Below are 24392 nucleotides of genomic sequence, written 5' to 3' on the forward strand. Positions count from 1 at the left end.
TATAAGTAGGGACGCTACGAATGATAAAACGCTCCATTTGTGCAACAAAAAGCAAAAAAAAAGCCGCTCTATTGGCGTTAATGATGGTTGGGCTGACCGCTTGTACGACACAAGAACAACCAGCAGTACATGACTATGGCGTGGTGACCAGTGGTGACTTCGAATTCATGAAAAATGGTGTGACGACATACTCGTGGCACCCGCGATCAGAACAGGTATACCTTTCGCAAAAATACGATGAAACTGTAGTGACCGATATGGTGCGTGTAGCGATTGAAGATCAGCTGTCTGCGAAAGGATACAGCTTAGAGCAGGGCGGCGGTATTGGCGATGTGGTGGTTGGTTTCGGCTTAGCGGAAGAATCAGAGCTCAATGACAATTCGATTTTTGATGCGGTTCAGCTTTCTACTGGTGTTCCATTCTATGATGGCAAAGGTAAATTGGCCGAAAAAGGCTCACTGTACATTGTGTTTTCGGTACCTAATTCTGAAGTGATTCAGTGGCGGGCACTAGCTCAATCTGGTATTCAACCGAAACTGGGAGCAGGTGAAAGCAAACAACGTATTTCGGGCTTTGTTGAGATGCTATTCAGACACATGCCACAACGTTCAAACTAAACGTTAAATACATTCATTGAGTCAATATTACTTGTTTAAAAAATGGACAGATCGCAGATTATACTTTTTTATTTGTAACTAAAGGTACATTTGCGTAAAGCAACGTAAAGTTCGCGCTCCTTTTGCTAGCATTTGTCTATACTGGTCAAAACGTTAACTTAGGTTTGATTCAATGAAACTGTTCTCCAAATACTCTCTCCCTCTATTAAGTATATTCATTGTAAGTAACGCAGCGATGGTTAGTAATGCAGCTATCGCAGCACCTTCTATAGTACCGACTCCACCTAGCTTAGGTGCGAAAGGGTATGTGTTAATCGACTTTAATTCCGGTGATGTGCTAGTCGAAAAAAACGCACACACTAAATTAAACCCAGCAAGCTTAACCAAACTAATGACTAGCTATGTAGCTGGACAGGAGATGAAGCGAGGCAACATCTCTGCGGATGATCAAGTAAGAATCAGTGAGAATGCATGGGCGAAAAAATTCCCAGACTCATCGAAGATGTTCATTGAAGTGAACACCGATGTGGCGATGATGGATCTTTACCGTGGTTTGATTATCCAATCGGGTAACGATGCCAGTGTTGCGATTGCAGAACACGTAGCTGGTTCACAAGACGCCTTCGTTGATTTGATGAACTCTTGGGCAACCTCTTTAAAACTAGAAAATACCCACTTTGCTAACGCACATGGTCTAGACGCCGAAGACTTATATTCGACACCTTATGACATTGCATTGTTAGGACGTGCAATTATTCGTGACCTACCAGATGTATATGGCTTATACAGCGAGCGCTCGTTTAGCTACAACGGAATTACACAGCACAATCGCAATGGTTTACTTCGTGATAGAAGCTTAACCGTTGACGGAATGAAAACCGGTTACACATCTGGTGCAGGCTACAGCTTAGCGAGCTCGGCAACACAAGGTGAAATGAGACTTATCGCGGTGGTTATGGGCGCATCGAGCGTTAAGAGCCGTGAATCAGACAGCAAACAGCTATTAAGCTACGGCTTCCGCTTCTTCGACACACTGAACCCACATCAAGGCGGTGACCAAGTGGCTGAAGAGAAGGTATGGTTTGGTGAGCAAGACACGTTGAAGCTGGGTGTTGCAGAAGATACCTTCATTACTTTGCCTAAGTCAGACAGTAAAAAGTTAACGGCATCGATTGAACTTGATTCTGAACTAAAAGCGCCGATTGCTGAAGGCCAAACTTTAGGTGTGGTTCACTACACAGTCGATGGTGAAGATGTTCAAACTCAACCATTGATTGCGCTAGAGGCTGTTGAGCAAGGTGGCATATTCAAACGTCTGATGGACTACATTAAATTGTTCTTCGCGAGCTTATTCTAAATAGAGTCGTTATTCCGCTAAAACGAGAAAATTTAGTGGGCGTTGTGAGTAAATCACAACGCCCATTGTTATTTTTACCCGCCTGAAAACGGTGCCTTTCGCTTTCTTTATTAGCCGTAGCGAGCGGTTTCGATTACTATACGCAAAATTTAGCAGTGTAGTCACTTATGACCATAGAGATAAAGAACGTAACCGAACCCGAAGTAACATGTGCTAATTGTCAGGCATGCTGTTGTCGTTTAGAGGTTATGATCATCACAGATACCGGCGTTCCTGAAGAGCATATTGCGTATGACGAATGGGGCGGCGAGACCATGCTGAGATTAGATGACGGATGGTGTTCGGCAGTTGATAGAGAAACACTGATGTGTACGATCTATGAAAACCGACCTTGGATCTGTCGTGAGTTCGAAATGGGCTCTTTCGAATGCGTCGAGCAACGTACAGATGTGATGGGCTAAGCGCTGGCTGTATCAAAAAAAATAACTAAAAGTACGCTATCGATCTGTGATAAATACACCATCAGATTAAATTTCAGGGTTCTATATCTTAAGCAGATGTAGAACCCTGAATTGTTTTAGCGAAACAAAACTATGGATCGATTAGGGTAACCTAAAACTCTGACGGCACTTCAAACTCGATCCACTCACCAGTTGTTGGGTGAATCAGTTTTAGGTAGCCCGCATGAAGGTGTAAGCGCTCACGTTTGTAACCATAGAGATCATCACCTCGGATTGGTACACCAAGGCCCGACGGGTGAGCGCAATGCACACGTAGCTGATGGGTGCGTCCTGTCTTTGGATACAAGTGAACCTTGGTTTGGCCATTGTTGGTGCTAACCGCTTCCCAATGAGTTTCAGCGTTACGTCCATGTTCATGGCAAACCAATTGTCTTGGTCTGTCTGTTATGTCGCCGCGCAAGGGCAAGCTGATATCGCCAGATTTGCCGTCGATTTCACCATCTAACAGAGCTGTATATCGTTTCTCTACGGTTCTATCTATGAATTGCTTCTGGATGTGTTTGTTAGATTCTGCGGTCAGTGCCAAAATCAATAATCCAGACGTCGACATATCTAACCTATGGATAATCAAAGGGCCTGTTGCGTCGGGGTAGCGCGCTTTAATGCGTGAATAAACAGAGTCTTCGATAAACTTACCAGGAACCGACAAGAACTCCTCGGGTTTATTCACCACCACGATCTCGTCATCTTCGTAGACAATATCAAACGACTTACCAACCGCAGGGTTCACGATAAGCGGGTTATCTTCTAATTCTATGCCGTTTAGCTGGTGGGCGAGGCTCTCGAAGCTTTTGCTTTGGCAAACAGGGTATAGGTTTGCGTGCTGGCGAATGACAGCCGTTGGAGGCAATCCCCACCAAAACTCAGACAAAGCTAATGGTTTAAATCCGTGTTCAAAAGCAAAATTAAGCAGCTTAGGTAGGCAACAGTCGCCAGAGCCTTCAAGAGCGTCTTTGCCATCTAACAATTCAAGCAGGTTCTTTGATTCGAGTGCTTGGTTGATAAAGCGATAATGAGACAAGCGTTGCGCTTCTAATTCGGCTGAGATCGCTTGGTACTCTTGCTTGCGGCTTTTGAGTTCACTTTCGATGGCATCAACTTGCGACTGGCGTTCTGCGATCTTTTGTTTCCACTCGATACGGAGCGCTTTTAGGTCGCGCTTCTCTTGGCTGCTTTGATTGCCTAATTGTTTAAGCAGGTCAGCGGCTGAATCAAGATTCCCCAACGCTTTCTCTTGATTGGCTTTTTCTCTTAGAACTGTCCGCTCAGCCTTGTTGGAAGCCATTGCGATCTGAAATGCTTCAACTGCTTTACTCGCATCGTTTTTGAGTTCATTTAGGCTTGACGTCAAATCATCTAGGTTATGAGTTTGTTCTAGATTCGTAATGTCATCGACCAAGGTTGCTTGCTTGACTAAGCCTTGCGTGTTTTGGACTTGAAACTGTTGCCCATCAAAAGCAGAAGGAACAAAGGCGATACTTGTTAGCTGAGAGGCGAGTGAAGAATCTAACTGCAAACCTGAAAATGCAGAAAGGTAGCCTAGCTCTTGAGTTGTTGGATCCTGAACAAGAAGAACTGCATAGAGGTTGCCTTGCGATGTTTCATTCACACCGCAGTCGAGCAATGACTGCTGAAGTTGCTGCATGGCAAACTCACACGTTGGATGCGGTGTGTAGTAGTACGGAAACGTAAAGCGAGTCGGTAGCGGTAAGTCTACATTCGTATTGTCGTTTTTTAGGTGCAGTGGTGTGTATTGAGCAAGGTTTGCTGACATGAAGATCAAACTCTATGGCTGTTCAGTTAGAGTTCGGTATTGTTGTCGAAATGAAGGCAAATGAGAAGCCAAAGCGAAAGATAAATCGGCTTTGGCTTCATTTAGTTGCTTGTGCTTATCCTAAGCGCGCAGAGCTTGATTGAAACTCGATCAGTTCGAGTGTTCTAGCTCTAGTTGCTCGGCTTTTTGGTAAGCAGGGTGGCTCGTTAAAAGATAACCGTATTTAGCAATGTTAGGGTAGAGCGCAGTGGCACCGAAGTTACCCACGATTTCTACGATGAACGACATCATGAAATCGGCACCCGTCAGAGTATCAGCTACAAGGTAAGTTTTACCGTCAAGCGCTTCGTTGACAAAGGTTAGGACCTTTTGGTTTTCATCATCAGCGTAGCCGCCAAGGAAATTTGTCTCGCAACCGTCTTTCATCACAAAGATTTTAAGTAGCATTGGCAGGATACCAGAGCTTTCAGCGAAGTGAAGCCACTGTGAGTATTCCACGTAGTCAGCGGTGCCGCGCACTGGTGCGAACTTACCTTGACCGTATTTATCGATTAGGTACTCAGTGATAGCACCAGATTCGCTGATCACAACACCATCGTCTTCAATAACCGGAGATTTACCTAGAGGGTGAACGGACTTCAATTCTGGTGGCGCTAGAAACGTTACACTGTCTCGTTGGTATGGTTTGATTTGATAATCAACACCAAGCTCTTCCAGTAGCCAGATGATTCGTTTTGAGCGAGATTTGTTTAGGTGATGCAAAGTAATCATGGTTTTACCTAGTTAACTGGTTCAGTTTTTAAATTTATTTAGCTTCGTTTGTTTTGATAACAAGCTTACCGAAGTTTTGGCCTTCCAATAGACCCATGAATGCTTGTGGCGCTTCGTCTAGGCCTTCAACTAGGTGCTCACGGTAATGCATCTTGCCTTGAGACAACCATTCTGTCATTTGAACAGCAAACTCATTGTAACGGTGTGCGTAGTCATCAAAGATAATGAAACCTTGCATCTTAATACGCTTGACCAAAAGAGTGCCCATAAGGCTAGACATACGATCTGGGCCTTCAGGAAGTGATGTTGCATTGTACTGAGAGATAAGGCCACACACAGGAATACGAGCACCTGTGTTAAGCAAAGGCATTACGGCGTCGAATACTTTGCCGCCAACGTTTTCAAAGTAAACATCGATACCGTTGTCGCACGTTTTAGCCAGTTGTTCTGCGAAATCGTCAGCTTTATGGTCGATACATTCATCAAAGCCCAATACCTCTTTTGCGTACTGACACTTCTCTTGGCCACCAGCAACGCCAATGACGCGACAGCCTTTTAGCTTGCCGATTTGGCCAACTGTTGCGCCTACTGCACCTGTTGCAGCCGCAACGACTAGAGTGTCGCCTTCTTTAGGTTGGCCGATATCAAGTAACCCCATGTACGCAGTAAAGCCAGGCATACCCATGATGCCTAGTGCGTAAGAAGGGTGTGTTGGCTCTTTACCTAGTTTGATTAGGCCCTCACCATTAGACACACCAAGATCTTGCCAACCAGTGTAAGCCAGTACCCATTCGCCAACTTCAAAATCGCTGTTGTTTGACTCTTCAACCTGACACACGGTTGCACCGACCATCACTTCGTCGATTGCAACTGGATCAGCGTAAGATTTTGCATCGCTCATTCGGCCACGCATGTATGGGTCTAGAGAAAGGTAGACTGAGCGAAGTAACATCTCACCGTCTTTAATTGTTGGTGCAGCTACTGCCTCTAAACGGAAGTTATCTTGAGTCGGTGCGCCAACTGGGCGAGAAGCCAATACGATGCGGCGATTGTCTTGTTGAGTCATTGGATATCCTTAATTTTATATTATGTTCATTTAGAATTAGACCAGTCGTCTAGTCTTATTGTCTAAAAATCCCGCCTTCATCAAATTGATAAGAGGGCGGGTTATCTGTCGTTAGTAAAAACTAAACACAGTACGTGGTTAGTTTTTACCTTTCAAAATCTGTTGGGTTAGGTTTAAAGCTGATTCTAAGGTGCTTGAGCTCTGGCTTAGTTTGCTCAACAAACTTGCGCCCAACCACATAGAATATAGATTTTGAGCGGTTTCTTGGCTGTCTTCAACCTTAATGGAGCCATCTTCAATACCACCAGCAACACAGTGTTGTATCGTAGAGGTCACTTTTTCAGCCCCTTTTAGTAAGGCTTGACGCATAGGATCAGAAAGATCAGAGACTTCAGCGCTGAGCTTAACGACTAAGCATTTATGAGCGTTACAGGTACCGTTTTCAATCTGTGACCATCGAGTGAAATAACTGATAATTCTCTGGTAATGGTTGCCTTCACCATGAACCAAAATAGTTTCAACTCTGCTGATGTAGGTCTCAAAATAGTGTTGGATCAGAGCCTCGCCAAATTGCTCTTTCGATTTAAAGTAGTGGTAAAATGACCCTTTCGGCACGTCCGCTTCTTTAAGCAATTGCGATAAGCCAACGCCGTTAAAGCCGTTGTTCACTATTAATTGGTAGCCAACATCTAAAACATGCAGGCGTGTGTCATTTGTTTTTTCGTTCATGGGCAGTACTATAATTCAAATTAGACCAGTCGTCTAGTGATTGGTTTTTGAGGGTATATTCCGTCGTGGCTAAAGTGACTCAAAATGTTCAGATATAAAAAAGCCCCAACATAGCGCGTATGTTGGGGCTTAAAACAAGCGCTTGGATTATTTGATAGAGATTAACTCAACATCAAAAATCAGTGTTGCTGAAGGTGGGATTGGGCCTGAACCACCTTTACCGTAAGCCAATTGGCTCGGGATAAACAGGCGAACTTTTTGACCTTCAACCATGTAAGTCAAACCTTCTTGCCAGCCCTTGATTACTTGCTTAAGAGCAAATGAAATCGGCTCACCACGATCAACAGAGCTGTCGAAAACAGTGTCGTCGATAAGTGTACCGTGGTAATGAACCGTTACTTTGCTGTTCTTAGTTGGGTGCTCTGTACCAGTACCTTCTTCAAGAATCTAGGTATTGAAGACCACTTTCAGTCGTAACAACCCCTTCTTTAGCGCCGTTTTCGATAAGGAACTGTTGGCCTTGCTCGAAGTTTTCGTCACCAGACTTATGATTCATCCAAGTACGATAGATCATGAAACCAGCCAAGATGAAGACAATGACCGGGATGATAAATTTAGACATAGTAAAACCTATTTATTGTTGATTCTTTATAGAGAAAAGCCGTTACGGCTGAGTCAAAAGGTAGTTGATTGTTTTTGCGATACCTTGAACATCTTGGTGGCCTGCAGTTAGGACTTGGTACTTACCATTGATGATAAAAGTCGGTACTGAGTTGATTTGGCCTTTTACAGAGATCTCCTCTGCTTTCTTGATAAAGTCAAAAAGCGCAACTTGCTGTTCTTTGTTCAGTTGGTATGGGCTAACCAGACCGCGAGAAGTGAACGCAGTCTCTAGAGCTTGTTGACGTTGTTCAGGAGTCGCATCTGCACCCATTTGAACCGCACCGAATAGATCATCCATGAAAGCGTGGTCAGGCGTTGCGTCAAGCTGCATTACCGCTGTGTAGTAGATCATCGCGCTAATTTGAGCACTTTCGTTGAAAGTCACATGAACTTTGCCAATCTTTTGGTCTGTCAGTGATTCAAGCTCTGGAATTGCACTTTCCATTTGACGGCAGTGACCACAATTAAGAGAGAAGATTTCAGTGATCGGAGATAAGTTAAATTCAGTCAGAGCCGCTGGAAGTGCTTCGTATTGAACACCTTGTTGTGGCTCATCTGTTTCACTACAGCCCGCGATAATAAGCAGGGCAGCGAGTGCTGTAATGAATTTAGTAAATGGTTTAAACATAATGTTTGCTCTAGCGTTGAGAAGTCGTGAGATTCTAACTATTTAGTAAGAATTGGAAAACAATTATAAGGTAAATAAATGCAAACAGTTCGAACTAGCGGGTGATGACAGGCTAGTTGACGGTTAACTGTGATCAAAAGCACTTTTTTTGGATGTGTTTTTTTCGTCTAAAGTTTTTGTCTAAAGTTTTTCTCTCGGTGCCGATATAGACATTAGTGAATGGTTTATCTGCATGAGTGGTTGGTGAAGTAATGAGATATTTAGCAATAATGTTAAGCATAGCTTTGGCTGGGTGTGAAGCTACGTCACCAACTGATTTACTTGGTGGTGACATGCTAGAGACTGCACCACAAACTGATTACGACCTTATGCACCCTGAATGGGGCGTGGTTCAAACGACACGCGTAGCAAGCAATCGTGGCTATTCAATGCAGAGCAATACTCATCAACAAACAACCATTACCACCAACTACGGGCGTGGCGTTTCAACCAACGATCCGCTAGAAGTTTTCCTGAGACAAAACCGTATCGATTTCGAAGTTCTGCCTGGCAACCATGTAATGGTAAAGCTTGAGCAACATGTGAACTTTAAGACAGGCTCTGCTTTCCCTGAACCCGCTTACAACCATTGGTTAGATACGTTGGGTAGTTATCTTTCTCAGCGTCAAGATATCGATGTTGTGATTGAAGGTCATACCGACAATACGGGTTCTGATCAAATCAATGATCCTCTATCAGAGCAGCGTGCAAAAGAAGTGAAAGCTCGATTAGAGAGTAACTATGTATCTAGCCGCTCTATCTATACTCGAGGCTTCGGTGAATACGTGCCGGCTTGCAACAATGCTTCAGCCCAAGGTAAAGCATGTAACCGCCGTGTAGAATTGATGCTGATTGTCGCTAAATAACAGTTAGTGTCTCTGTTCTTGTTCAAAAGAAAGTAAAAGCAGATAGATCAAACAGGTATAGATAACAGACATAAAAAATCCCTCACATAAGAGGGATTTTTTGTATCTGACTTTCGCTTAGCGTTGTCAGCTTATGCGAATTGCTTTTCTAAGTAAGTGACGATGTCTGAAGACTCGTACATCCACTCAGTTTTGCCGTCTTTTTCGATACGTAGGCAAGGCACTTTAACGCGACCGCCGCCAGCTTCAAGCTCTGCACGGTGTTGTTCATTGTTTTTTGCATCACGAAGTTCAAACTGAACCGATTGACGTTTCATCGCGCGGCGCACTTTTACACAAAATGGGCACGCTTCGAATTGGTATAACGTGTGCGTTTTTGCTTGCTCATTCACTTGGCTTTGTTCTTCTTGAGAACGTTTCACACCGCGAGGGCTGAAAACAAAATTCAATAGCAAAATGACGCGACCTAAGAACCAACGGATAAACTTCATAACTCTCTCTACATATTTAAAATTAGCGTTACAATTTGCAGCATTATATACACAAGTTTTGTCAGATGCTCGCAACAAACGGCTAATATCTATTTTGTCCGTTCGATCGTGTGAGACTTAGCCACATTTAACCCCAAACGTTTTGATAGTCGGGTTAGGTTTGCGCGGTCTGTTTTTAGAACTCGTCCTGCTTGTGCCCAGTTAAAATTCGCATCTTCTAACACTTCTGTGATTATCGTACGCTGGAAATCATCCGTTGCACCACGTAACCCTGCAGTCAGGTCAATAGTGGGAGTTGATAACGGCGTGGTTTTCACTTGTGTCGTTGCGATAGGTTGATCTTGATCGAGAGGGCCACAATCTTCTTTAGTTATCGTCACGAGGTTTTTGTTGGTGCTACGAGCCAGTGCTTTCAATGCAGAACGGCTGATCACGTGTTCAAGCTCACGTACGTTACCTGGCCAACCGTAACGGTTCAGGAACACAAGTACATCAGAACGGAACTTAACTTGGTTGATACCAAGCTTACGACGTGCCTGCTCAAGGAAGAAGCCCGCTAGCAAGCTAATATCGTCGCCACGGTCTTTCAGTGCAGGCACTGCAATAGGGTAAACGCTGAGTCGGTGATACAAGTCGGCTCTGAATCGGCCATCTTCGACTTCTTGTTTCAAATCTCGGTTGGTCGCAGCCAATACACGAACATCAATGGTTTGAATGTTGTCTTGACCTACTGGTTGGATTTCGTTGTTTTGCAGTGCACGTAGCAACTTACTTTGAGCAGCTAAAGGCAGTTCGCCAATTTCATCAAGGAACAGAGTGCCACCATCCGCCAAGGCAAACTTACCAAGGCGATTTTTATCGGCACCAGTAAACGCACCACGAACGTGACCAAACAGTTCACTCTCTACTAGGTTTTCAGGAATCGCAGCACAGTTTACATACACAAGCGGGTTACGCTTACGTTGTGATTGATGATGCAGAGTACGAGCCACTAACTCTTTACCTACACCGGTATCACCGTGAATCAGGATATTGAATTCTGAAGGCGCGACAATCGCAATGTCATTCTTAAGCGCAACCATGGTATCGCTTTTGCCAATCAGTTCGCCGCCATCGCGTTCCCACGCCTCAACGTTTAACTCTTCTAACAGCTGTTTTGATTGTTTTGCTTGATGTTCTAATTGCGAGAACGTTAGTGCCATTTGCATGGTTGACGCTGCAATAGCTGCCAGTACTTCGAGATTGCGAGCGGGAATATTCGCAAAGACATCAGGCTTTAGGCTATCTAACGTCAGGATCCCCAGTAGCTTCTCACCAAATAACAGTGGAAGACCCATACAAGCGTGCATCGGTAGATCGCCGTCGTGATCGATCAGCAAACCATCGAAAGGATCGGGTAGGGAGCTGTCAGCATCAAAACGAACAGGAGAGCGAGACGCGCAAATTTCTTCAAAGCGAGGGTGCTCTGAAATGATAAAGCGACGACCGAATGTATCTCGACTGAGCCCTTGCATTGCGATGGGTACTAGCGTGTCACCTTGAAGGCTTAAAAGCGCGACACAATCACACGTGATGGTTTTCCGAATAGCATCGATTAGGCGATTGAAACGGTCTTGATCGTTCACACCGCTAGCGAGACCGATGGTCATTTCCATAAGAGTGGATGCTGAGATATCTTGCATAAAGGGCTCATACTGTTTGTATTTTTATACATGGTAGAGTCTTTATGACACAAAAAAAAGGTCTTTTTGACTAAAGTTTGAAGTGAATTTTCGAAAGGATGCCAGATACAGCAAGCTTTCGCATGTTGGCACCCTTTGTGCAATGTGTCCATTACGTGTTGTCTATATGACTGAATATCTGACCTATTGTTGATTTGAATCAATTAATGCGAATTTATCAGTCCACGTGATTCTCATAAAAAAATGCAGCCATAGAGCTCATTGAGAAAGAATTGGTATAAAGTCATCTTTAAATAAAATTAGTCAAATTGACATCAACGGTCAAAAGACTAAGTGTTCGGAGTAAATCAATGCTAAACAATCTACATATCAACATCATCAAATCGACGATTCCTCTTTTAGAAAGCGCAGGCCCTGCTTTAACTCAACACTTCTATCAACGTATGTTTACTCATAACCCTGAGTTGAAAGATATCTTCAATATGACTCACCAAAGAACAGGTCGCCAAGGTGTGGCACTGTTTGAAGCTATCGCGGCTTATGCAAAGAACATCGAAAATCTAGCGGCGTTAACCTCAGCGGTTGAGCGTATTGCACAGAAACACACAAGCTTTAACATTCAGCCAGAGCATTACCAAATCGTTGGCCTTCACCTAATTGAAACACTGCGTGAGTTAGCTGCTGATGCATTCACACCAGAAGTAGAAGAAGCGTGGACTGCGGCTTACCTATTCTTAGCGCAAGTATTCATCGACCGTGAAGCTGAACTTTACCTACAGCGCAAGCAAGCTGTTGGTGGTTGGGAAGCTGCACGTGCATTCGTAATTGCAGACAAAATTGAAGAATCAGCATTAGTCACAAGCTTCATCCTGCAACCAAAAGATGGTGGTGACGTTCTGGATTACACACCAGGACAATACATTGGTATCGAAGTGAAACCTGAAGGCGCTCAGTACAGCGAGATCCGTCAATACTCACTATCAGACAAGCCAAACGGCAAGCAGTACCGAATTTCTGTGAAACGTGAAGGCCAAGGTCAAGAGACTCAAGGCGTGGTATCGAATCACATGCACGATACTGTTGCTATCGGTGATGAAGTTAGCCTATACGCACCAGCGGGTGACTTCATGTATCAAGAGCGCAGCAAGCCAGTAACGCTTATCTCTGCGGGTGTTGGTGTAACGCCAATGCAGTCTATGCTTGAGTTCTTAAACAACGAGCAGAAAAACGAACCTGTACTGTACCTTCACGCTTGTGAAAATGTAGGTCAGCACTCTTTCACGACTCGCGTTAAAGATATTGTTGCCGACAAAGGTTGGGCAGCGAAAACGTGGTACATGAACAAAGATGAGTCTGCATGTGAGAACACACATGAAGGTCAAATGGATCTAGCGTCTATCTCTGACACTAACGGGTTTGAGGAGAGCGATTTCTACATCTGTGGACCTGTTGGCTTCATGAAGAACATCGTAGAGCAGCTAGATGCACTTAAAGTGGATCGTTCACGCGTACATTACGAAGTATTTGGCCCTCACGCTAACTTCTAATAACTCTCGATAGACTAGCCTGAACTATTAACACCCTTGCCTATTCAAAGGCCCCGCAGTGCGGGGCCTTTTTTGGTTTGGTTTATCCAGCGAGCGATAATTGGATATTGGAATAGGGAGTGATCAAGGTAAGATTTTCTGGCGTTCGATTTAAGAACGCTTAACCTTTTTGGACATGTAATCAGAATCAAAAAACTCGGGCCAGTACATTTTTACGTAACCGCCAGCGACCCAAATCACTAATATGGTCGCGATGGTTAGCTCAAAAAATCCAAACCTGTGTAACCAGTACCATTGAGGGAACTCGGCCCCGAAAAACGTGGTTAAACGATGCATAGCAATAGCACTGATGACCGATGGGAAAGTAACAGCAGCGATAGAAGGCTGGAATTTCAGACGCATTAATCGGATATAACACAAGTAGATAAGCAGCGTCATGGTGATTGCGATACCCGCCAAAGCGCCCGTTAGAATAGGATCTGGGTTGTCGAAGTTAACTAAGTAGGCCGCCAAAGATAAGTTTACTGGTGCGGCCATGATTGCAAGAGTAGGTCGAGCTCTACGAGGTAAATTCCCTTCAAAAACCAAGCGGTAAAGCACTACGGGCAGCATGAAGAAGTAGATGCCAATACACGTTGCTGCGAGTTTTTCTGAAAATACCGTGTGTCCAAATTGCGTGCCTGCCAATGAACTGCTGATCAGCCCTACAGGATAAAGAAACCAACTTGGAACAATGTTCGACATTTTGAAATTGATGATCTGAAAACCGAAGAACAACACCATCATGGTAAAATGCAGTAATAACGCGCAGAACCAAATTGGGTAGGCGATTATTGGAGATATCTCGGCTAGATAGTCACACAGAATCAATAACGCCATGCTCATCGGCGCCATTAAGCTTCCACTTAGCGGATGGCGAATATCATTAATGAAGGTATTAAAGCTGGTGAGATAACGGAGTAAAACAGGCAGTAATAACAGCGCACCGAAAGCAGCAAGGTAAGGGCGAATGATCTCACCAACCCCAGGTAGGTATAATGCCCAAGCTTGCCCTAGTCCAATTACACCAAGTGCTAAAGACGCCTGAGAGGGCGGTACATTTTTTACTTGGGTTAATCTTCTCCAGTTCAACGACTTGCTCCAGCTTAGTTATTTATAGCATGTGGGTGCTTATAGAATATCAGTGAGTAATAGAATTTTTGCTCTAGTTAGAGCGTGTAGCTGTGCCATCAATAGATGTTGAGGGCATTCAACTAATTTTGAGTGGATGATAGCAAGTTTAACGTTTGCTTTTTTGATTTTGATGCGGAATCGGGACATTAAGCACGTTGAATGTGTGCTTTTGTTTCATGAGTCATTTGTAATTAACGTACTTCCTCTTGTTGAGGCAGGTCTTGTTGTCTTAACTTCTCGTTTTTAAGTGTACGGTTCAATAGTTGGCTGTAAATTGGCTGACCGCCAAGCATTTGCGCAATGATCACTGCGCCCAAGCAAGTAATGATCAATGGCAGGATAAGGTAGTAGTTATTGGTCATTTCGATAACCAGTAATATACCTGTAATCGGCGCTCGAACGGTGGCAGCAAACAAGGCGCCCATACCTGCAATCGCAAACATACCCGGTTCAATATTCAATTCAGGAAAGAATGCCGCAGCAATAAGTCCAAATGCGTAACCAAAGAGCGTGCCGAGTGCGAGCATCGGTGCAAAGATACCGCCGGGAGCACCAGAACCAAAACAAAGCAGCGTAGTCAGTACTCGTCCTAGAAAGATCAATAACAATACGTTGGTGCTGTAACTGCCATTAGTGATGTTGGGGATAATACCAATACCACCACCAGTCAATTCGGGAATATAAAGAAGCAACAGGCCAAAGCAGCCACCGAGCAAGGTGCCGGTCATCAAGTAGCGTTTGCGGTCATTTTTGTGGATGGCCACAAACAGGTCTTGAGAAAGCGTAATCAGCTTATTGAAAATCACACCAAACAGGCCGAACAACACACCTAACAATAAGAATAACCACAGAGCATCCAATTCAGGAGGCTGGTATTGAGGCATTGTGATAACGGCGGATTGGCCGTTAATAGAACGAAACACAATATTGGCTGATACAGCGGAGATGATGACGGCTTTGATCGAAATGAGTGAGTAACGAAACTGTGGTCTCATTTCCTCGACCACAAACATGATCCCAGCGAGCGGCGCATTGAATGCAGCCGCTAAGCCACCAGCAGCGCCTGAAGCAAGCAATGAGTGTCGAGTATCATCATCTTTTACTCTGAAGATGTCAGTCACCATACGACCAATACTGCCACCCATTTGCACAGTTGGTCCTTCACGACCTAAAACCATACCGGAACCTAGCGCGCCCATACCGCCAAAGAATTTTACTGGCAATACTCTCCACCATCGAACAGGACGCATACCGTCCATCGCACCTTCAATTTCAGGGATACCGGATCCGGCCGCTTCTGGAGCAAAGCGGTGAACGAGGAAATAACCAATAAAGGCAAATGCAGCACTGATCAAGAAAGCGGCAAGCCAAAGGGGTAAGTGGCTACCAATTTCATCTTTTAGCCAATCGGTACGAGTTTCGGTGATGAAATGAACCGCGACTTCGAAATAAGTGCCAACAACGCCAGCAAGTACACCAACGATGCAAGAAAGAAAGAGAACTGAAGCTGGGGTTTTATCTCTTGAGAGAAATTGATTAATAGCATCCCTTGGCATTTTGGCGAGTAGGGACTGCTTAATTTTCTCTCTTCTGGTCATTGAGATAAGGCTCCTGAATGGGTTGAGGCGGGACTGCAATAAATTATACGCTTCCTCTGCATATCCTATAGCAGCAAAGATGCAAAGTTGAATTTCATTTATGGAATATACGTGTTTCATAAATGGAATCTATGGGCAATAGTGGAATCACCGTCACAATTTTGATTGATTCTCAGGTGGCACCTTGAATATCCCCAAAAATGAACCATAGTTAAATCGTAAAGCAACATAACAAACCGCAAGGAGACGTGAGGTTTTACACACAATTTGGATGGATTCAGATACAAAGTTTTAGTTTCTCGTTAATTGTTCAGGTCGATATTTAAGGCTTCCTGATTCGCGAACTCACGATTGAGTAACGAGAGTGAGGCGTACTTCAAGTACGCCTTTAGTTTGTCTGGAGCATCCATTTTTCATCGTTCCCCCCTTTCTAGTGACACTCATACAACTTCTGGCTTAAATCATTCTCCGTATAAACAAGCGATTGGGGTCAATTTCTCCGTGATTGTGTATATACTCCTAAAAAAAGGAGAACTGATATGACCAAAAAAGTTCCTACAAACATAATTACGGGTTTCTTGGGTGTTGGCAAAACGACAGCTATTTTGAACCTGCTCAAAAACAAACCTGAGAATGAAAACTGGGCTGTCCTAGTTAATGAGTTCGGCGAAATCGGCATTGATGGCGCATTAATGACAGACCAAGGTGCTTTGATTAAAGAAGTACCGGGTGGCTGCATGTGTTGTACCGCTGGTGTGCCTATGTCAGTGGGCATTAATGCCTTACTGCGTCAGAAGCCGGATCGCTTATTGATTGAGCCAACAGGGCTTGGTCATCCAAAGCAGGTTATTGCGACGCTAACTTCAGAGCAATACACACCTTACGTTGACTTAAAAGCGACGCTAGGTTTGGTTGATCCAAGAAATCTGTCGATTGAGAAATATACGTCTAATCAAAACTTCAATGATCAATTAGACAGTGCTGACGTGATTATCGGAACCAAAGTAGATTTGGTTCACTCTGAAGATATCGACGCATTCAATGATTGGGTGACGGATCAAACACCCGCAAAAGTGTTCCATAAGCTGATTCACGATGGTGAAGTGCCATTGGAAGTGTTGGACATTGAAAGGGTACATGGCAGTGCTTCATCTCATATTGAATCACATCATCATGATCACGCTGAACAAGAGCCTCAATTCCAACTTCCTCCCGGTGAAGCTTTCATCCGTAAAGAGAATAAAGGGCAGGGCTACTTTAGTTGTGGCTGGTTGTTTGGCGCTGAACATAAGTTCGACTTCGATGCGCTATTCTCTATGTTATCGGATCTAACGGCTGAGCGTGTAAAAGCGGTGGTGAATACTGACCAAGGTTGCTACGCGTTCAACGTGGCGAATCAAGTCGTGTCAGTGAATGAAATTTCCCTTGATGGCTTTGAGTCTCGCCTCGAAGTGATCGACTCTCAGTTAATGCCTTGGAGCGATTTAGAGCAGATTCTACTCAAGCTGTGTGGTATTAAATAGTTGTACTAATATCCAAGTGAAATAACTTCGAAACGTCATATTTATACACAAAGTATAAATATGACGTCAGAATGAAGCCATGCACTTAAATTTAATCATTGGTACAGACAACCTTTGTATCTAGTTTGGGCAGCATCTATTTACCAATCTTCATTTCTAATTCCCTCCTCACTACTCCCTCAAATGCTTAAAAATTGCCACTTGCGCATAAAAAGTCCGATTAGATTAATTTTCCGGCCTCATTGACCTTGAATGAACCTCAATGATGGCGTCTGTCTGTTTCCATTCATAGTTTGGGTTGGAATACTGTATCCAAAGTAAGTCAGATTGGAATGCGGGGGTTATTAATTCAAATGAATGTATTTTGAACAAGAAAGAACAATATTCTTGTTGTTTGAATGCGTTCAATGACCACGTATGACTAATCTAATTAGTATTTAAGATCAGATGGTTAGACGAAATGAATGGCCTTGAAATTAGACTGTGTATTTTATTGTTTATTGGATTGGCATTAATAATTAGCTAGATAACATAACTATTAAATAATGGGGAAGTTTGTGGGGATAGTTTCATTGATAATCCTTTTCTTACTCGTTGGTTTGGTTCTGACTAAGTGTTTTGGGCAAAAAAGAGTTCAAGTGAACGTCAAACACTTTGTATATTTTGGAGATGGGTCTTACTCAGAGTATCAAACTAGAAAAGAGGCAATGGATAAGGTAACTGAAGTACATAAAGAGGCAGGGAAGATTAAATCAAATCTGCTAGATAAAAATATGCGTGAATCACGGATAAGGTTTGAGTACCACAAGGCCGATTTGATGCAGCACACACATTACTCAAACGAGCCTCCGCTCTAGCAAGCCAAAACATTTTGACATTAGGTAGTACTTTCAAGGTGTACTAAGCTTCTCTACAGTTCTCAACTTAGTTAAAAATTAAGAAGTCGAAGCTTAGCAAACATAGTAAATGTATCGAAGGTCGCTAAAATGCCTATTCTTTTAGTATTGAATGAAATCACACTCGATGGTTTGAATCTCGACTTGAAGTGATCGACTCTTAATGAATGCTATGGGGCGATCTCGAGCAGATTCTACTCAAGCTGTGTGGTATCAAATAACCTTGTTTTGGTTGTTTGAAACCATGATCTTGGTGTTTACCTCGTAGAAGGCGTGATAAACACCAGAATAAATGAGAAAGTTTGCGTTATATCACGATAAATGTGAGATAAATCACTCTAATTACTTTATAGTGCTCGGCTGAAATAAGAATGTAGGCTGTCTGCTTAAGGAACCCGTAACAATGTCATTTTCCTCTCAAGGTTTTGCTCCTGAATTAGTCAAAGCGTTGACTGAGTGTGGTTATGAGAAACTCACACCAATTCAACAAAAAGCGATTCCAATGGCTCGTAAAGGCCATGATATTTTTGCTACTGCTCAAACCGGTACGGGTAAAACAGCGGCATTCTCATTACCTGTTATCCAACACCTTTTGAACAGCGGTAAAAAAGCGTCTAGAGGAACGGCTCGCGGCCTTATTCTTGCTCCGACTCGTGAGCTTGCTGCGCAGATCGCTCAAAACATCAAAGACTACGTTAAATACACTGAACTGAGCGTTTCAGCGGTTTACGGTGGTAACAAGATGTCTTCACAAGTTCGTCAACTAGAACTGGGTGTTGATATTTTGGTTGCGACTCCAGGCCGTTTAGAAGAGCACTTAGAAGCGGGTAACGTGTCTATTGCTAACCTAGAATTCCTAGTATTCGATGAAGCTGACCGTATCCTTGATATGGGCTTCATCAATGCCGTTCGCAAGATCATGTTGGATGTGGAAACCTCTCCACAAATCATGATGTTCTCCGCGACGACTTCAACTCAGTTAAACCAGCTGTCTGTTGATATTCTGCGTAAACCAAAACGTATCAGTGTTGAGCGTGAAAACTCAACAGCTGCAACTGTTGGTCACGTGGTGTACCCAGTTGATCAAGAGCGTAAAACCGAGCTACTTTCTGAGCTGATCGGTCGTAAAAACTGGCGTCAGGTTCTTGTGTTCGTGAACTACAAAGAAACAGCAAACGATGTAGTTAAAGAGCTTAAGCTAGACGGCATTAAAGCGGTACTTTGTCACGGTGATAAAGCGCAAAGCGCTCGTCGTCGCGCATTGGATGACTTTAAAGAAGGCAGAGCTCGTGTGATGGTTGCAACCGATGTTGCAGCTCGTGGTCTTGATATCGAAGACTTGCCACACGTAATTAACTACGACATGCCTTTCCTAGCAGAAGATTATGTTCACCGTATTGGCCGTACAGGTCGTGCTGGTAAACAAGGTCACGCAATTTCTTTCGTTAACCGCGAAGAAGAACTGACAGTTGTTCAAGTTGAAAAACTGATTCAACAGCGTATTCGTCGTGTTGAGCAACCGGGTTACGAGCCGAAGAAACGTGATGCTTACATCGAGAAGCTAAACACTAAATCGGCTTACAAAAACCGTCAGGGTCGTAAGAACAACGCAAACGAAGAAAAACCCGATCAAGCAAGCGCTGAACGTCGTTTAACTATGATGAAGCGAATTCAAAACCGTCGTAAGTAATTCCGATTGGTGATCGAAAAGAGCCACTGTTATGTGGCTCTTTTTGTTTGTATTGTTCGCAATATTGTTTATTGTCATCATTACTTCGTTTCAATATCGCTTCATTTCAAGTCCGATCAAGAAGCACAAGCCACTAAATAAAAATAAGCCAGTAAGGTAATAATATGGATAGCGCACTACTTTGGGCTTTTATTCCCACGTTTTTCTTTGTCTCAATCACGCCCGGTATGTGTATGACCTTAGCTTTGACACTTGGAATGAGTGTTGGATACAAGCGTACATTATGGATGATGATCGGTGAACTGGCCGGTGTCGCTGTGGTTTCTATTGCCGCGGTATTGGGTATTGCATCTATCATGTTGAACTACCCGTGGCTATTTACGGGCTTCAAATTTGTTGGTGCAGCTTATTTGTTCTATTTAGGCGTCCAGATGTGGCGATCAAGAGGCAAGTTGGCGATCAGTACTGACAACCAAACAACAAAAGTCAGTAATGATTGGGATTTGGTGGTGCAAGGCTTCGTAACGGCAATCGCGAATCCTAAAGGCTGGGCATTTATGATTTCGTTACTGCCTCCTTTTATTAACAGCAAAATAGATTTAGCACCGCAGTTGTTCATCCTAGTGTCTATCATTTTGGTTTCTGAATTTGTCTGCATGACCTTGTACGCGACAGGCGGCAAGAGCTTAAAGCATATGCTGGGCAAGGCAGACAACGTTAAGTTGATGAATCGTATTGCTGGCACGCTAATGATGGGTGTTGGTGTGTGGTTGTTCGTGAGTTAACTGTGATTAACGGTATTGCGATCAGAGATAACGGTTAGAGATCCCCGACTCAGTCGTTCCTCCTTCTCGAGGATGACGAGTACTTGGGAGATGAGGAGTTTTGAAAGCTCGGATTCTTACTTAAACCGAGAATGAATAGAATATAAAAAGAGCGATAGGGCATTTAGCCTTATCGCTCTTTTTCGTTCTAACGTATTTAGAGTGGGTCGCTTTTAATCACTATAGATATCAAAGAGACCAGCTTTAATTACCTGATTAAACGGCAATTTCACCACCGTCTTCACGGCGGATCACAACAGTTGCCGCACGAGGGCGAACGGACATGCCTGATGGAGTCTGTTCTGCTGCGTTGTCGCTGTATGGCCAATTACCAGGGTGCTGAATGTTTACGAACAGTGACTTGTAATCAGGGCTAATCGTAAAGCCAGTCACCTCACATCCGTTTGGACCAACAAAGAAGCGTTTAAGTTGCGCTTGGTTGCCTTCACCAATCACAGCACTGTTACCGTTGTCGTCTGTTAGCTTAGATGGGACCACTGCTAACATTTGGTCGTTGGTGTAACTCGTTACTTCATCTGCACCGTTATCCGTCTGAATCCATAATATGCCACGAGCATCAAACGCTAATCCGTCTGGGCTAGCAAACTGGTTCATATCCGTAAGGCCAGAACGGTTGGTGTCTGCATCGCCGTTGGCAGGTGAACCGAATACGAAAATATCCCAAGTGAAGTCTGTTGCACTTTCACCTTCATCCCAACGGATAACATGGCCAAACTTGTTGTTCAAACGTGGGTTTGCTGCGTTCGTTTCACTGGTACGCGCGGTGTTATTGGTAAGTGTTAAGTATACAGAACCTGTGTATGGATCTACTGAACACCACTCTGGACGATCCATTGGTGTTGCACCCACAAGGTCGGCTGCTCCAGCTGTATTTAAGATGATTTCAGCCAAAGAGTTGAAATTGTCTGCCAGAACCCCACCCGATAACGTTACGCTATCCAGTGTCAATGGTAGCCACGTGCCAGAGCTGTCTTCGTTGAAGCGCGCCACGTAAAGTGTGCCTTCATCCATGTATTTATCACCTGTTGCTAGTCGGTTTGATGGGTTACCATCTGCTGGATCCCAAGCGACAGCTGATTCGAATTTGTACAGGTACTCGAAACGAGAGTCGTGGCCTGAGTAGAAGACAACTGGCTGACCTTCTTCTAGCTTGCCAAAAGTGCAGCCTTCGTGACGGAAACGACCAAGCGCAGTGCGTTTTTTCGCTCGAGCGTTCTCTGTGTAAGGGTCTATTTCAACAATATAGCCGTGGCCGTTTGCTTCGTTACGGTAATCATCTATTGAGCTTGCACCTGTAGGCTCTATGTTAAAGCGAGTGAATTCATCTAAGTGCTCTTCTGCATTGCCAGCCAATGTATCCCACAAGTAACGTGTGCTGGTATCGTCGATACCAATGCGGTCTTGTTCTTCAGTTCGAACGCCTGCATTAACAAAATAGCCGGGCCAGTTCTCTTCACATGTTAGATAAGTGCCCCAAGGGGTGAAACCATTACCACAGTTGTTTAATGTACCACGCGCTTGGCTGCCATCAGGGGAGAAGCGAGTTACAGTAAGAGCGGTATGTGCGACTGGGCCAGATAAGTCCATTACAGTCGCACCAGTGTAACGGCGGTTGAGTGGGTCGGTATCGACCAATTTCCACATGTTGTTTTCCAGTTGAATTCGGACAACTGACACGCCATGGGCATTAATTTCTTTACGTACTTCTTCAACAATAGTACGGACGCCACCTTGTATGGTTTGGCCGCTAGGGTGCAAAGCATTCGTATCAATATATTCATGGTTAATACACAACAAGCCGTCTACGTTGCTGTCATTTAACGGGAAAAAGTGCATCCCGTCGTGGTGCATACCCAAGGCATTCAATTGCTCTTCGCTTGTGTTACTGCCGTCATCCTTCCATGCACTACCTTGTGCGTTAAGCGGTGTGCCCCATGGGACTAAAACTTGTGCCATGTAACCTTGAGGAACCGAAACAGCATCGGTTAGTGAGCCCGGAATCGAATCAAAGTTCAGGACTGCACTAGAGACACCTGAACCATTTCCTACTGATGAGTCTGGACTAGAAGAGTTACACCCAGAAAGCCCAAATGCACCAAATGCGGTCATTGCACTGATGCCGAGACCACCTTTCAAAACGTTTCTTCTTGAAAGGTTCGCGTCGAGTACTTCTTCGAATGGTTTGTTTTTACTCTTATTGAATCGAGTGCTATTAAATGTTTCCTTGCTCATCTGTACTGCTTCCTATTGGCTGTAATTATTATGGGTTATTCACGACTTGCTCGGCTATTAATCGAATGGTTAATAACTTGGATCAATGTGTGAGTCATCCTGAGGCAGTTAAGTGACGGATTTTTATGAATTAGATTAAGTTTTTGTTTCTGTAGCACGATTTTTGCGATTAAGCGTGATGAACAATACAAAACTCTTGGGAAATGAAGAGGAACTGTGTATAAGTGCTTTATTAAACGTAGAGAGAGACAGTTATGAAATTAGATAAAATCGAAAACAAAAATCGCCGCCTTCGCAAGAAATTATACCTAGGTGAATTCGCGATTCTGGGTTTTGAAGTAAGCTGCAAGACATCGATTACTGATTTTGACCAATACGATGTGTTCATTGATGAGTTCATCGACTTCATCGATAGCATCGGTCTGTGTTTTGGTGGCGGTGGCCTTGAGTTGTTTGAAGGTTTCCTATGCTCTATTGAGCGTTACCGCTCAGTAACAGAAGCAGAGCAACTGCAAGTTGCACAATGGCTTGAAGCTCGCGCTGAAGTAAGCAAAGTTGAAGTTAGCGAACTTATTGACGCAAACTACGCATTCTAAATTGATGTTGTGCTGTTAGCTTAACTTGAAGGTCGATTACGGCTTTTAGAATGAGCAACAACACCTTAGAACAAAGGCCGAATCGTTATATCGATTCGGCCTTTTTGCGTTTGTTACGTTCCATTTTATTGCTCACTCTTGTTCTTTTATAGCTTAACAAGCCGTTAATAGGACTTTTTTTTCGAATAAATATCAGCGCTTTACTGTTACTTCTCTTGGCTGTAATAAGTTTGAATAAACTTGTGAGAGTTTTATGAGAATTCAATGAAGTTGCTGATAGATTTGATCGCCATTCTTAGAGTCAACAACACCACAATTCGTTCTGGCAAAGGTAACGGTATATCGCTGTTATTCGTTTTGTTGGCAACGATAGGACTCGATAAAGGATGGAATCAAAATGAATAAACGAACTCAAATCAGCTTAGTGGTTAGCTCTGCTATGTTGGCCTTTGGAACAGCACAGGTTCAAGCAGCACAGCTAGAGGTGACGGTGACCAATGCAACGAAAGGAATCTATTTTACCCCTATTTTGGCAGCGGCTCATGATTCTAACTTGTTTATGTTTAGGACGGGTGAAACCGCTTCAGCAGAGTTGGAGTCGATGGCCGAAGGTGGTGACATTTCTGGCCTTTCAAGTCTGATAGCTAACGCGGGTGGCGTGGTGGTTGAAAACCCAGCAATCGGGATATTGAATCCAGGTGTAGCGACCACGTTTGATATTGATACTGGTGATTTGGCTTACTTGTCACTAGGCGCAATGCTACTTCCTACCAACGATGGGTTTGTTGGTTTAGACAGTTGGAAGATCCCAACTCAAGCGGGCACTTACAAAGCAACGCTCAATGGTTATGACGCAGGCACTGAAGCGAATGATGAGTTGGCTGGCAGCATGCCAAACCCTCCATTTATTACTTTTGGCGCTGGTGGTACGGGAGTTGAAACAGCCGTGTCTAACGCTAAGGTTCATATTCATCCGGGTAACATTGGTGATAGTAACGCGGCTGGCGGAATCAGTGACCTCGATAGCAGCAGTCATCGTTGGTTAAACCCTGTGGCAACTATCACTATTGTTGTGAAGTAAGGGGGAT

Annotated in this window: 21 protein-coding genes and 2 pseudogenes; 12 read left to right on the forward strand and 11 right to left on the reverse strand. The window is 43.9% G+C overall.

The window, feature by feature from the left end:
- Positions 1-20: 20 nt before the first annotated feature.
- From AC3CKG_RS22695 to AC3CKG_RS22705, 3 genes are all read left to right on the forward strand, one after another.
- The gene (locus AC3CKG_RS22695; protein ID WP_488529426.1) at positions 21-617 is read left to right on the forward strand and encodes a hypothetical protein; all 597 of its coding nucleotides are present in this window, start codon (positions 21-23) and stop codon (positions 615-617) included.
- A 172-nt stretch (positions 618-789) separates the two neighbouring features.
- Entirely contained in the window at positions 790-1974 is a 1185-nt protein-coding gene (locus AC3CKG_RS22700; RefSeq protein WP_017108079.1) for a D-alanyl-D-alanine carboxypeptidase family protein, read from the forward strand.
- A 167-nt stretch (positions 1975-2141) separates the two neighbouring features.
- Positions 2142-2435: a YkgJ family cysteine cluster protein gene (locus AC3CKG_RS22705; RefSeq protein WP_017085602.1), complete on the forward strand. Its 294-nt coding sequence runs from the start codon at positions 2142-2144 to the stop codon at positions 2433-2435.
- A 151-nt stretch (positions 2436-2586) separates the two neighbouring features.
- Here the strand turns inward: AC3CKG_RS22705 and AC3CKG_RS22710 are convergent, their stop codons facing one another.
- The 6 genes and pseudogenes from AC3CKG_RS22710 to AC3CKG_RS22735 form a co-directional block, all read right to left on the reverse strand.
- On the reverse strand, positions 2587-4269 hold the full coding sequence (locus tag AC3CKG_RS22710) for a pseudouridine synthase (RefSeq protein ID WP_488529427.1): 1683 nt from the start codon (positions 4267-4269) through the stop codon (positions 2587-2589).
- Positions 4270-4419: 150 nt separating this feature from the next.
- Positions 4420-5040: a glutathione S-transferase family protein gene (locus tag AC3CKG_RS22715; protein ID WP_488529428.1), complete on the reverse strand. Its 621-nt coding sequence runs from the start codon at positions 5038-5040 to the stop codon at positions 4420-4422.
- Positions 5041-5074: 34 nt separating this feature from the next.
- Positions 5075-6106: an NADP-dependent oxidoreductase gene (locus AC3CKG_RS22720; protein WP_488529429.1), complete on the reverse strand. Its 1032-nt coding sequence runs from the start codon at positions 6104-6106 to the stop codon at positions 5075-5077.
- Between the two features lie 138 nt (positions 6107-6244).
- Entirely contained in the window at positions 6245-6835 is a 591-nt protein-coding gene (locus AC3CKG_RS22725) for a TetR/AcrR family transcriptional regulator (protein ID WP_102558627.1), read from the reverse strand.
- Positions 6836-6982: 147 nt separating this feature from the next.
- Positions 6983-7457 (reverse strand): annotated as a pseudogene (bamJ, locus tag AC3CKG_RS22730) (BamJ family beta-barrel-assembly machinery protein).
- A 42-nt stretch (positions 7458-7499) separates the two neighbouring features.
- Complete coding sequence (locus AC3CKG_RS22735; RefSeq protein WP_488529430.1) at positions 7500-8126, reverse strand: thioredoxin domain-containing protein; 627 nt, start codon at positions 8124-8126, stop codon at positions 7500-7502.
- Positions 8127-8395: 269 nt separating this feature from the next.
- Here AC3CKG_RS22735 and AC3CKG_RS22740 point away from each other — a divergent pair, with 269 nt between their 5' ends.
- Positions 8396-9031, forward strand: a complete 636-nt coding sequence (locus tag AC3CKG_RS22740) for an OmpA family protein (protein ID WP_032501053.1) — start codon at positions 8396-8398, stop codon at positions 9029-9031.
- A 131-nt stretch (positions 9032-9162) separates the two neighbouring features.
- Here AC3CKG_RS22740 and AC3CKG_RS22745 read toward each other — a convergent pair whose 3' ends face one another.
- A complete protein-coding gene (locus AC3CKG_RS22745; RefSeq protein WP_029223355.1) occupies positions 9163-9522 on the reverse strand; it encodes a glutaredoxin family protein in 360 nt (119 codons plus the stop codon).
- An 89-nt stretch (positions 9523-9611) separates the two neighbouring features.
- Positions 9612-11204, reverse strand: coding sequence for a nitric oxide reductase transcriptional regulator NorR (gene norR / locus AC3CKG_RS22750; protein WP_017108071.1), 1593 nt, complete (start codon positions 11202-11204; stop codon positions 9612-9614).
- Positions 11205-11554: 350 nt separating this feature from the next.
- Here norR and hmpA point away from each other — a divergent pair, with 350 nt between their 5' ends.
- Positions 11555-12751: an NO-inducible flavohemoprotein gene (hmpA, locus tag AC3CKG_RS22755; protein WP_017109510.1), complete on the forward strand. Its 1197-nt coding sequence runs from the start codon at positions 11555-11557 to the stop codon at positions 12749-12751.
- A 150-nt stretch (positions 12752-12901) separates the two neighbouring features.
- On the opposite strand, the gene AC3CKG_RS22760 is transcribed toward hmpA, so the two are convergent.
- Together AC3CKG_RS22760 and clcA are read right to left on the reverse strand one after the other, a co-directional pair.
- Positions 12902-13882 carry a TDT family transporter gene (locus AC3CKG_RS22760; RefSeq protein WP_488529431.1) on the reverse strand — a complete coding sequence of 327 codons (981 nt, stop codon included), beginning with the start codon at positions 13880-13882 and terminating at the stop codon, positions 12902-12904.
- 233 nt (positions 13883-14115) lie between these two features.
- A complete protein-coding gene (gene clcA / locus AC3CKG_RS22765; RefSeq protein WP_065104725.1) occupies positions 14116-15522 on the reverse strand; it encodes a H(+)/Cl(-) exchange transporter ClcA in 1407 nt (468 codons plus the stop codon).
- 539 nt (positions 15523-16061) lie between these two features.
- Between clcA and AC3CKG_RS22770 the strand changes: the two genes are divergently transcribed.
- From AC3CKG_RS22770 to AC3CKG_RS22785, 4 genes and pseudogenes are all read left to right on the forward strand, one after another.
- Complete coding sequence (locus AC3CKG_RS22770; RefSeq protein ID WP_017105859.1) at positions 16062-17045, forward strand: CobW family GTP-binding protein; 984 nt, start codon at positions 16062-16064, stop codon at positions 17043-17045.
- A gap of 1004 nt (positions 17046-18049) precedes the next feature.
- A pseudogene (locus AC3CKG_RS22775) lies at positions 18050-18162 on the forward strand (GTP-binding protein); the annotation flags it as partial.
- A gap of 182 nt (positions 18163-18344) precedes the next feature.
- The gene (locus AC3CKG_RS22780; protein ID WP_017109515.1) at positions 18345-19631 is read left to right on the forward strand and encodes a DEAD/DEAH box helicase; all 1287 of its coding nucleotides are present in this window, start codon (positions 18345-18347) and stop codon (positions 19629-19631) included.
- Between the two features lie 164 nt (positions 19632-19795).
- Positions 19796-20416 (forward strand): LysE family translocator, encoded by a 621-nt coding sequence (locus AC3CKG_RS22785; protein WP_017105861.1) that lies wholly within the window; start codon positions 19796-19798, stop codon positions 20414-20416.
- Between the two features lie 255 nt (positions 20417-20671).
- Here the strand turns inward: AC3CKG_RS22785 and AC3CKG_RS22790 are convergent, their stop codons facing one another.
- A complete protein-coding gene (locus tag AC3CKG_RS22790) occupies positions 20672-22708 on the reverse strand; it encodes a PhoX family protein (protein ID WP_488529432.1) in 2037 nt (678 codons plus the stop codon).
- Between the two features lie 254 nt (positions 22709-22962).
- On the opposite strand from AC3CKG_RS22790, the gene AC3CKG_RS22795 reads away from it, so the two are divergent.
- The 3 genes from AC3CKG_RS22795 (at position 22963) to AC3CKG_RS22805 (ending at position 24385) form a co-directional block, all read left to right on the forward strand.
- The gene (locus AC3CKG_RS22795; RefSeq protein ID WP_017062629.1) at positions 22963-23304 is read left to right on the forward strand and encodes a YggL 50S ribosome-binding family protein; all 342 of its coding nucleotides are present in this window, start codon (positions 22963-22965) and stop codon (positions 23302-23304) included.
- 264 nt (positions 23305-23568) lie between these two features.
- Positions 23569-23709 (forward strand): hypothetical protein, encoded by a 141-nt coding sequence (locus AC3CKG_RS22800; protein ID WP_162929959.1) that lies wholly within the window; start codon positions 23569-23571, stop codon positions 23707-23709.
- Complete coding sequence (locus AC3CKG_RS22805; RefSeq protein ID WP_017109520.1) at positions 23702-24385, forward strand: spondin domain-containing protein; 684 nt, start codon at positions 23702-23704, stop codon at positions 24383-24385. Before AC3CKG_RS22800 ends, AC3CKG_RS22805 begins: the two co-directional genes overlap by 8 nt.
- The last annotated feature ends 7 nt before the right edge of the window (positions 24386-24392 follow it).

It is taken from the genome of Vibrio sp. QJM3NY_15 (assembly GCF_057785995.1).

Coding starts and splice junctions, on each gene's coding strand:
- AC3CKG_RS22695 (WP_488529426.1), top strand. CDS start 21: ATGATAAAACGCTCCATTTGTGCAACAAAAAGCAAAAAAAAAGCCGCT.
- AC3CKG_RS22700 (WP_017108079.1), top strand. CDS start 790: ATGAAACTGTTCTCCAAATACTCTCTCCCTCTATTAAGTATATTCATT.
- AC3CKG_RS22705 (WP_017085602.1), top strand. CDS start 2,142: ATGACCATAGAGATAAAGAACGTAACCGAACCCGAAGTAACATGTGCT.
- AC3CKG_RS22710 (WP_488529427.1), bottom strand. CDS start 4,269: ATGTCAGCAAACCTTGCTCAATACACACCACTGCACCTAAAAAACGAC.
- AC3CKG_RS22715 (WP_488529428.1), bottom strand. CDS start 5,040: ATGATTACTTTGCATCACCTAAACAAATCTCGCTCAAAACGAATCATC.
- AC3CKG_RS22720 (WP_488529429.1), bottom strand. CDS start 6,106: ATGACTCAACAAGACAATCGCCGCATCGTATTGGCTTCTCGCCCAGTT.
- AC3CKG_RS22725 (WP_102558627.1), bottom strand. CDS start 6,835: ATGAACGAAAAAACAAATGACACACGCCTGCATGTTTTAGATGTTGGC.
- AC3CKG_RS22735 (WP_488529430.1), bottom strand. CDS start 8,126: ATGTTTAAACCATTTACTAAATTCATTACAGCACTCGCTGCCCTGCTT.
- AC3CKG_RS22740 (WP_032501053.1), top strand. CDS start 8,396: ATGTTAAGCATAGCTTTGGCTGGGTGTGAAGCTACGTCACCAACTGAT.
- AC3CKG_RS22745 (WP_029223355.1), bottom strand. CDS start 9,522: ATGAAGTTTATCCGTTGGTTCTTAGGTCGCGTCATTTTGCTATTGAAT.
- norR (WP_017108071.1), bottom strand. CDS start 11,204: ATGCAAGATATCTCAGCATCCACTCTTATGGAAATGACCATCGGTCTC.
- hmpA (WP_017109510.1), top strand. CDS start 11,555: ATGCTAAACAATCTACATATCAACATCATCAAATCGACGATTCCTCTT.
- clcA (WP_065104725.1), bottom strand. CDS start 15,522: ATGACCAGAAGAGAGAAAATTAAGCAGTCCCTACTCGCCAAAATGCCA.
- AC3CKG_RS22770 (WP_017105859.1), top strand. CDS start 16,062: ATGACCAAAAAAGTTCCTACAAACATAATTACGGGTTTCTTGGGTGTT.
- AC3CKG_RS22780 (WP_017109515.1), top strand. CDS start 18,345: ATGTCATTTTCCTCTCAAGGTTTTGCTCCTGAATTAGTCAAAGCGTTG.
- AC3CKG_RS22785 (WP_017105861.1), top strand. CDS start 19,796: ATGGATAGCGCACTACTTTGGGCTTTTATTCCCACGTTTTTCTTTGTC.
- AC3CKG_RS22790 (WP_488529432.1), bottom strand. CDS start 22,708: ATGAGCAAGGAAACATTTAATAGCACTCGATTCAATAAGAGTAAAAAC.
- AC3CKG_RS22795 (WP_017062629.1), top strand. CDS start 22,963: ATGAAATTAGATAAAATCGAAAACAAAAATCGCCGCCTTCGCAAGAAA.
- AC3CKG_RS22800 (WP_162929959.1), top strand. CDS start 23,569: ATGAAGTTGCTGATAGATTTGATCGCCATTCTTAGAGTCAACAACACC.
- AC3CKG_RS22805 (WP_017109520.1), top strand. CDS start 23,702: ATGAATAAACGAACTCAAATCAGCTTAGTGGTTAGCTCTGCTATGTTG.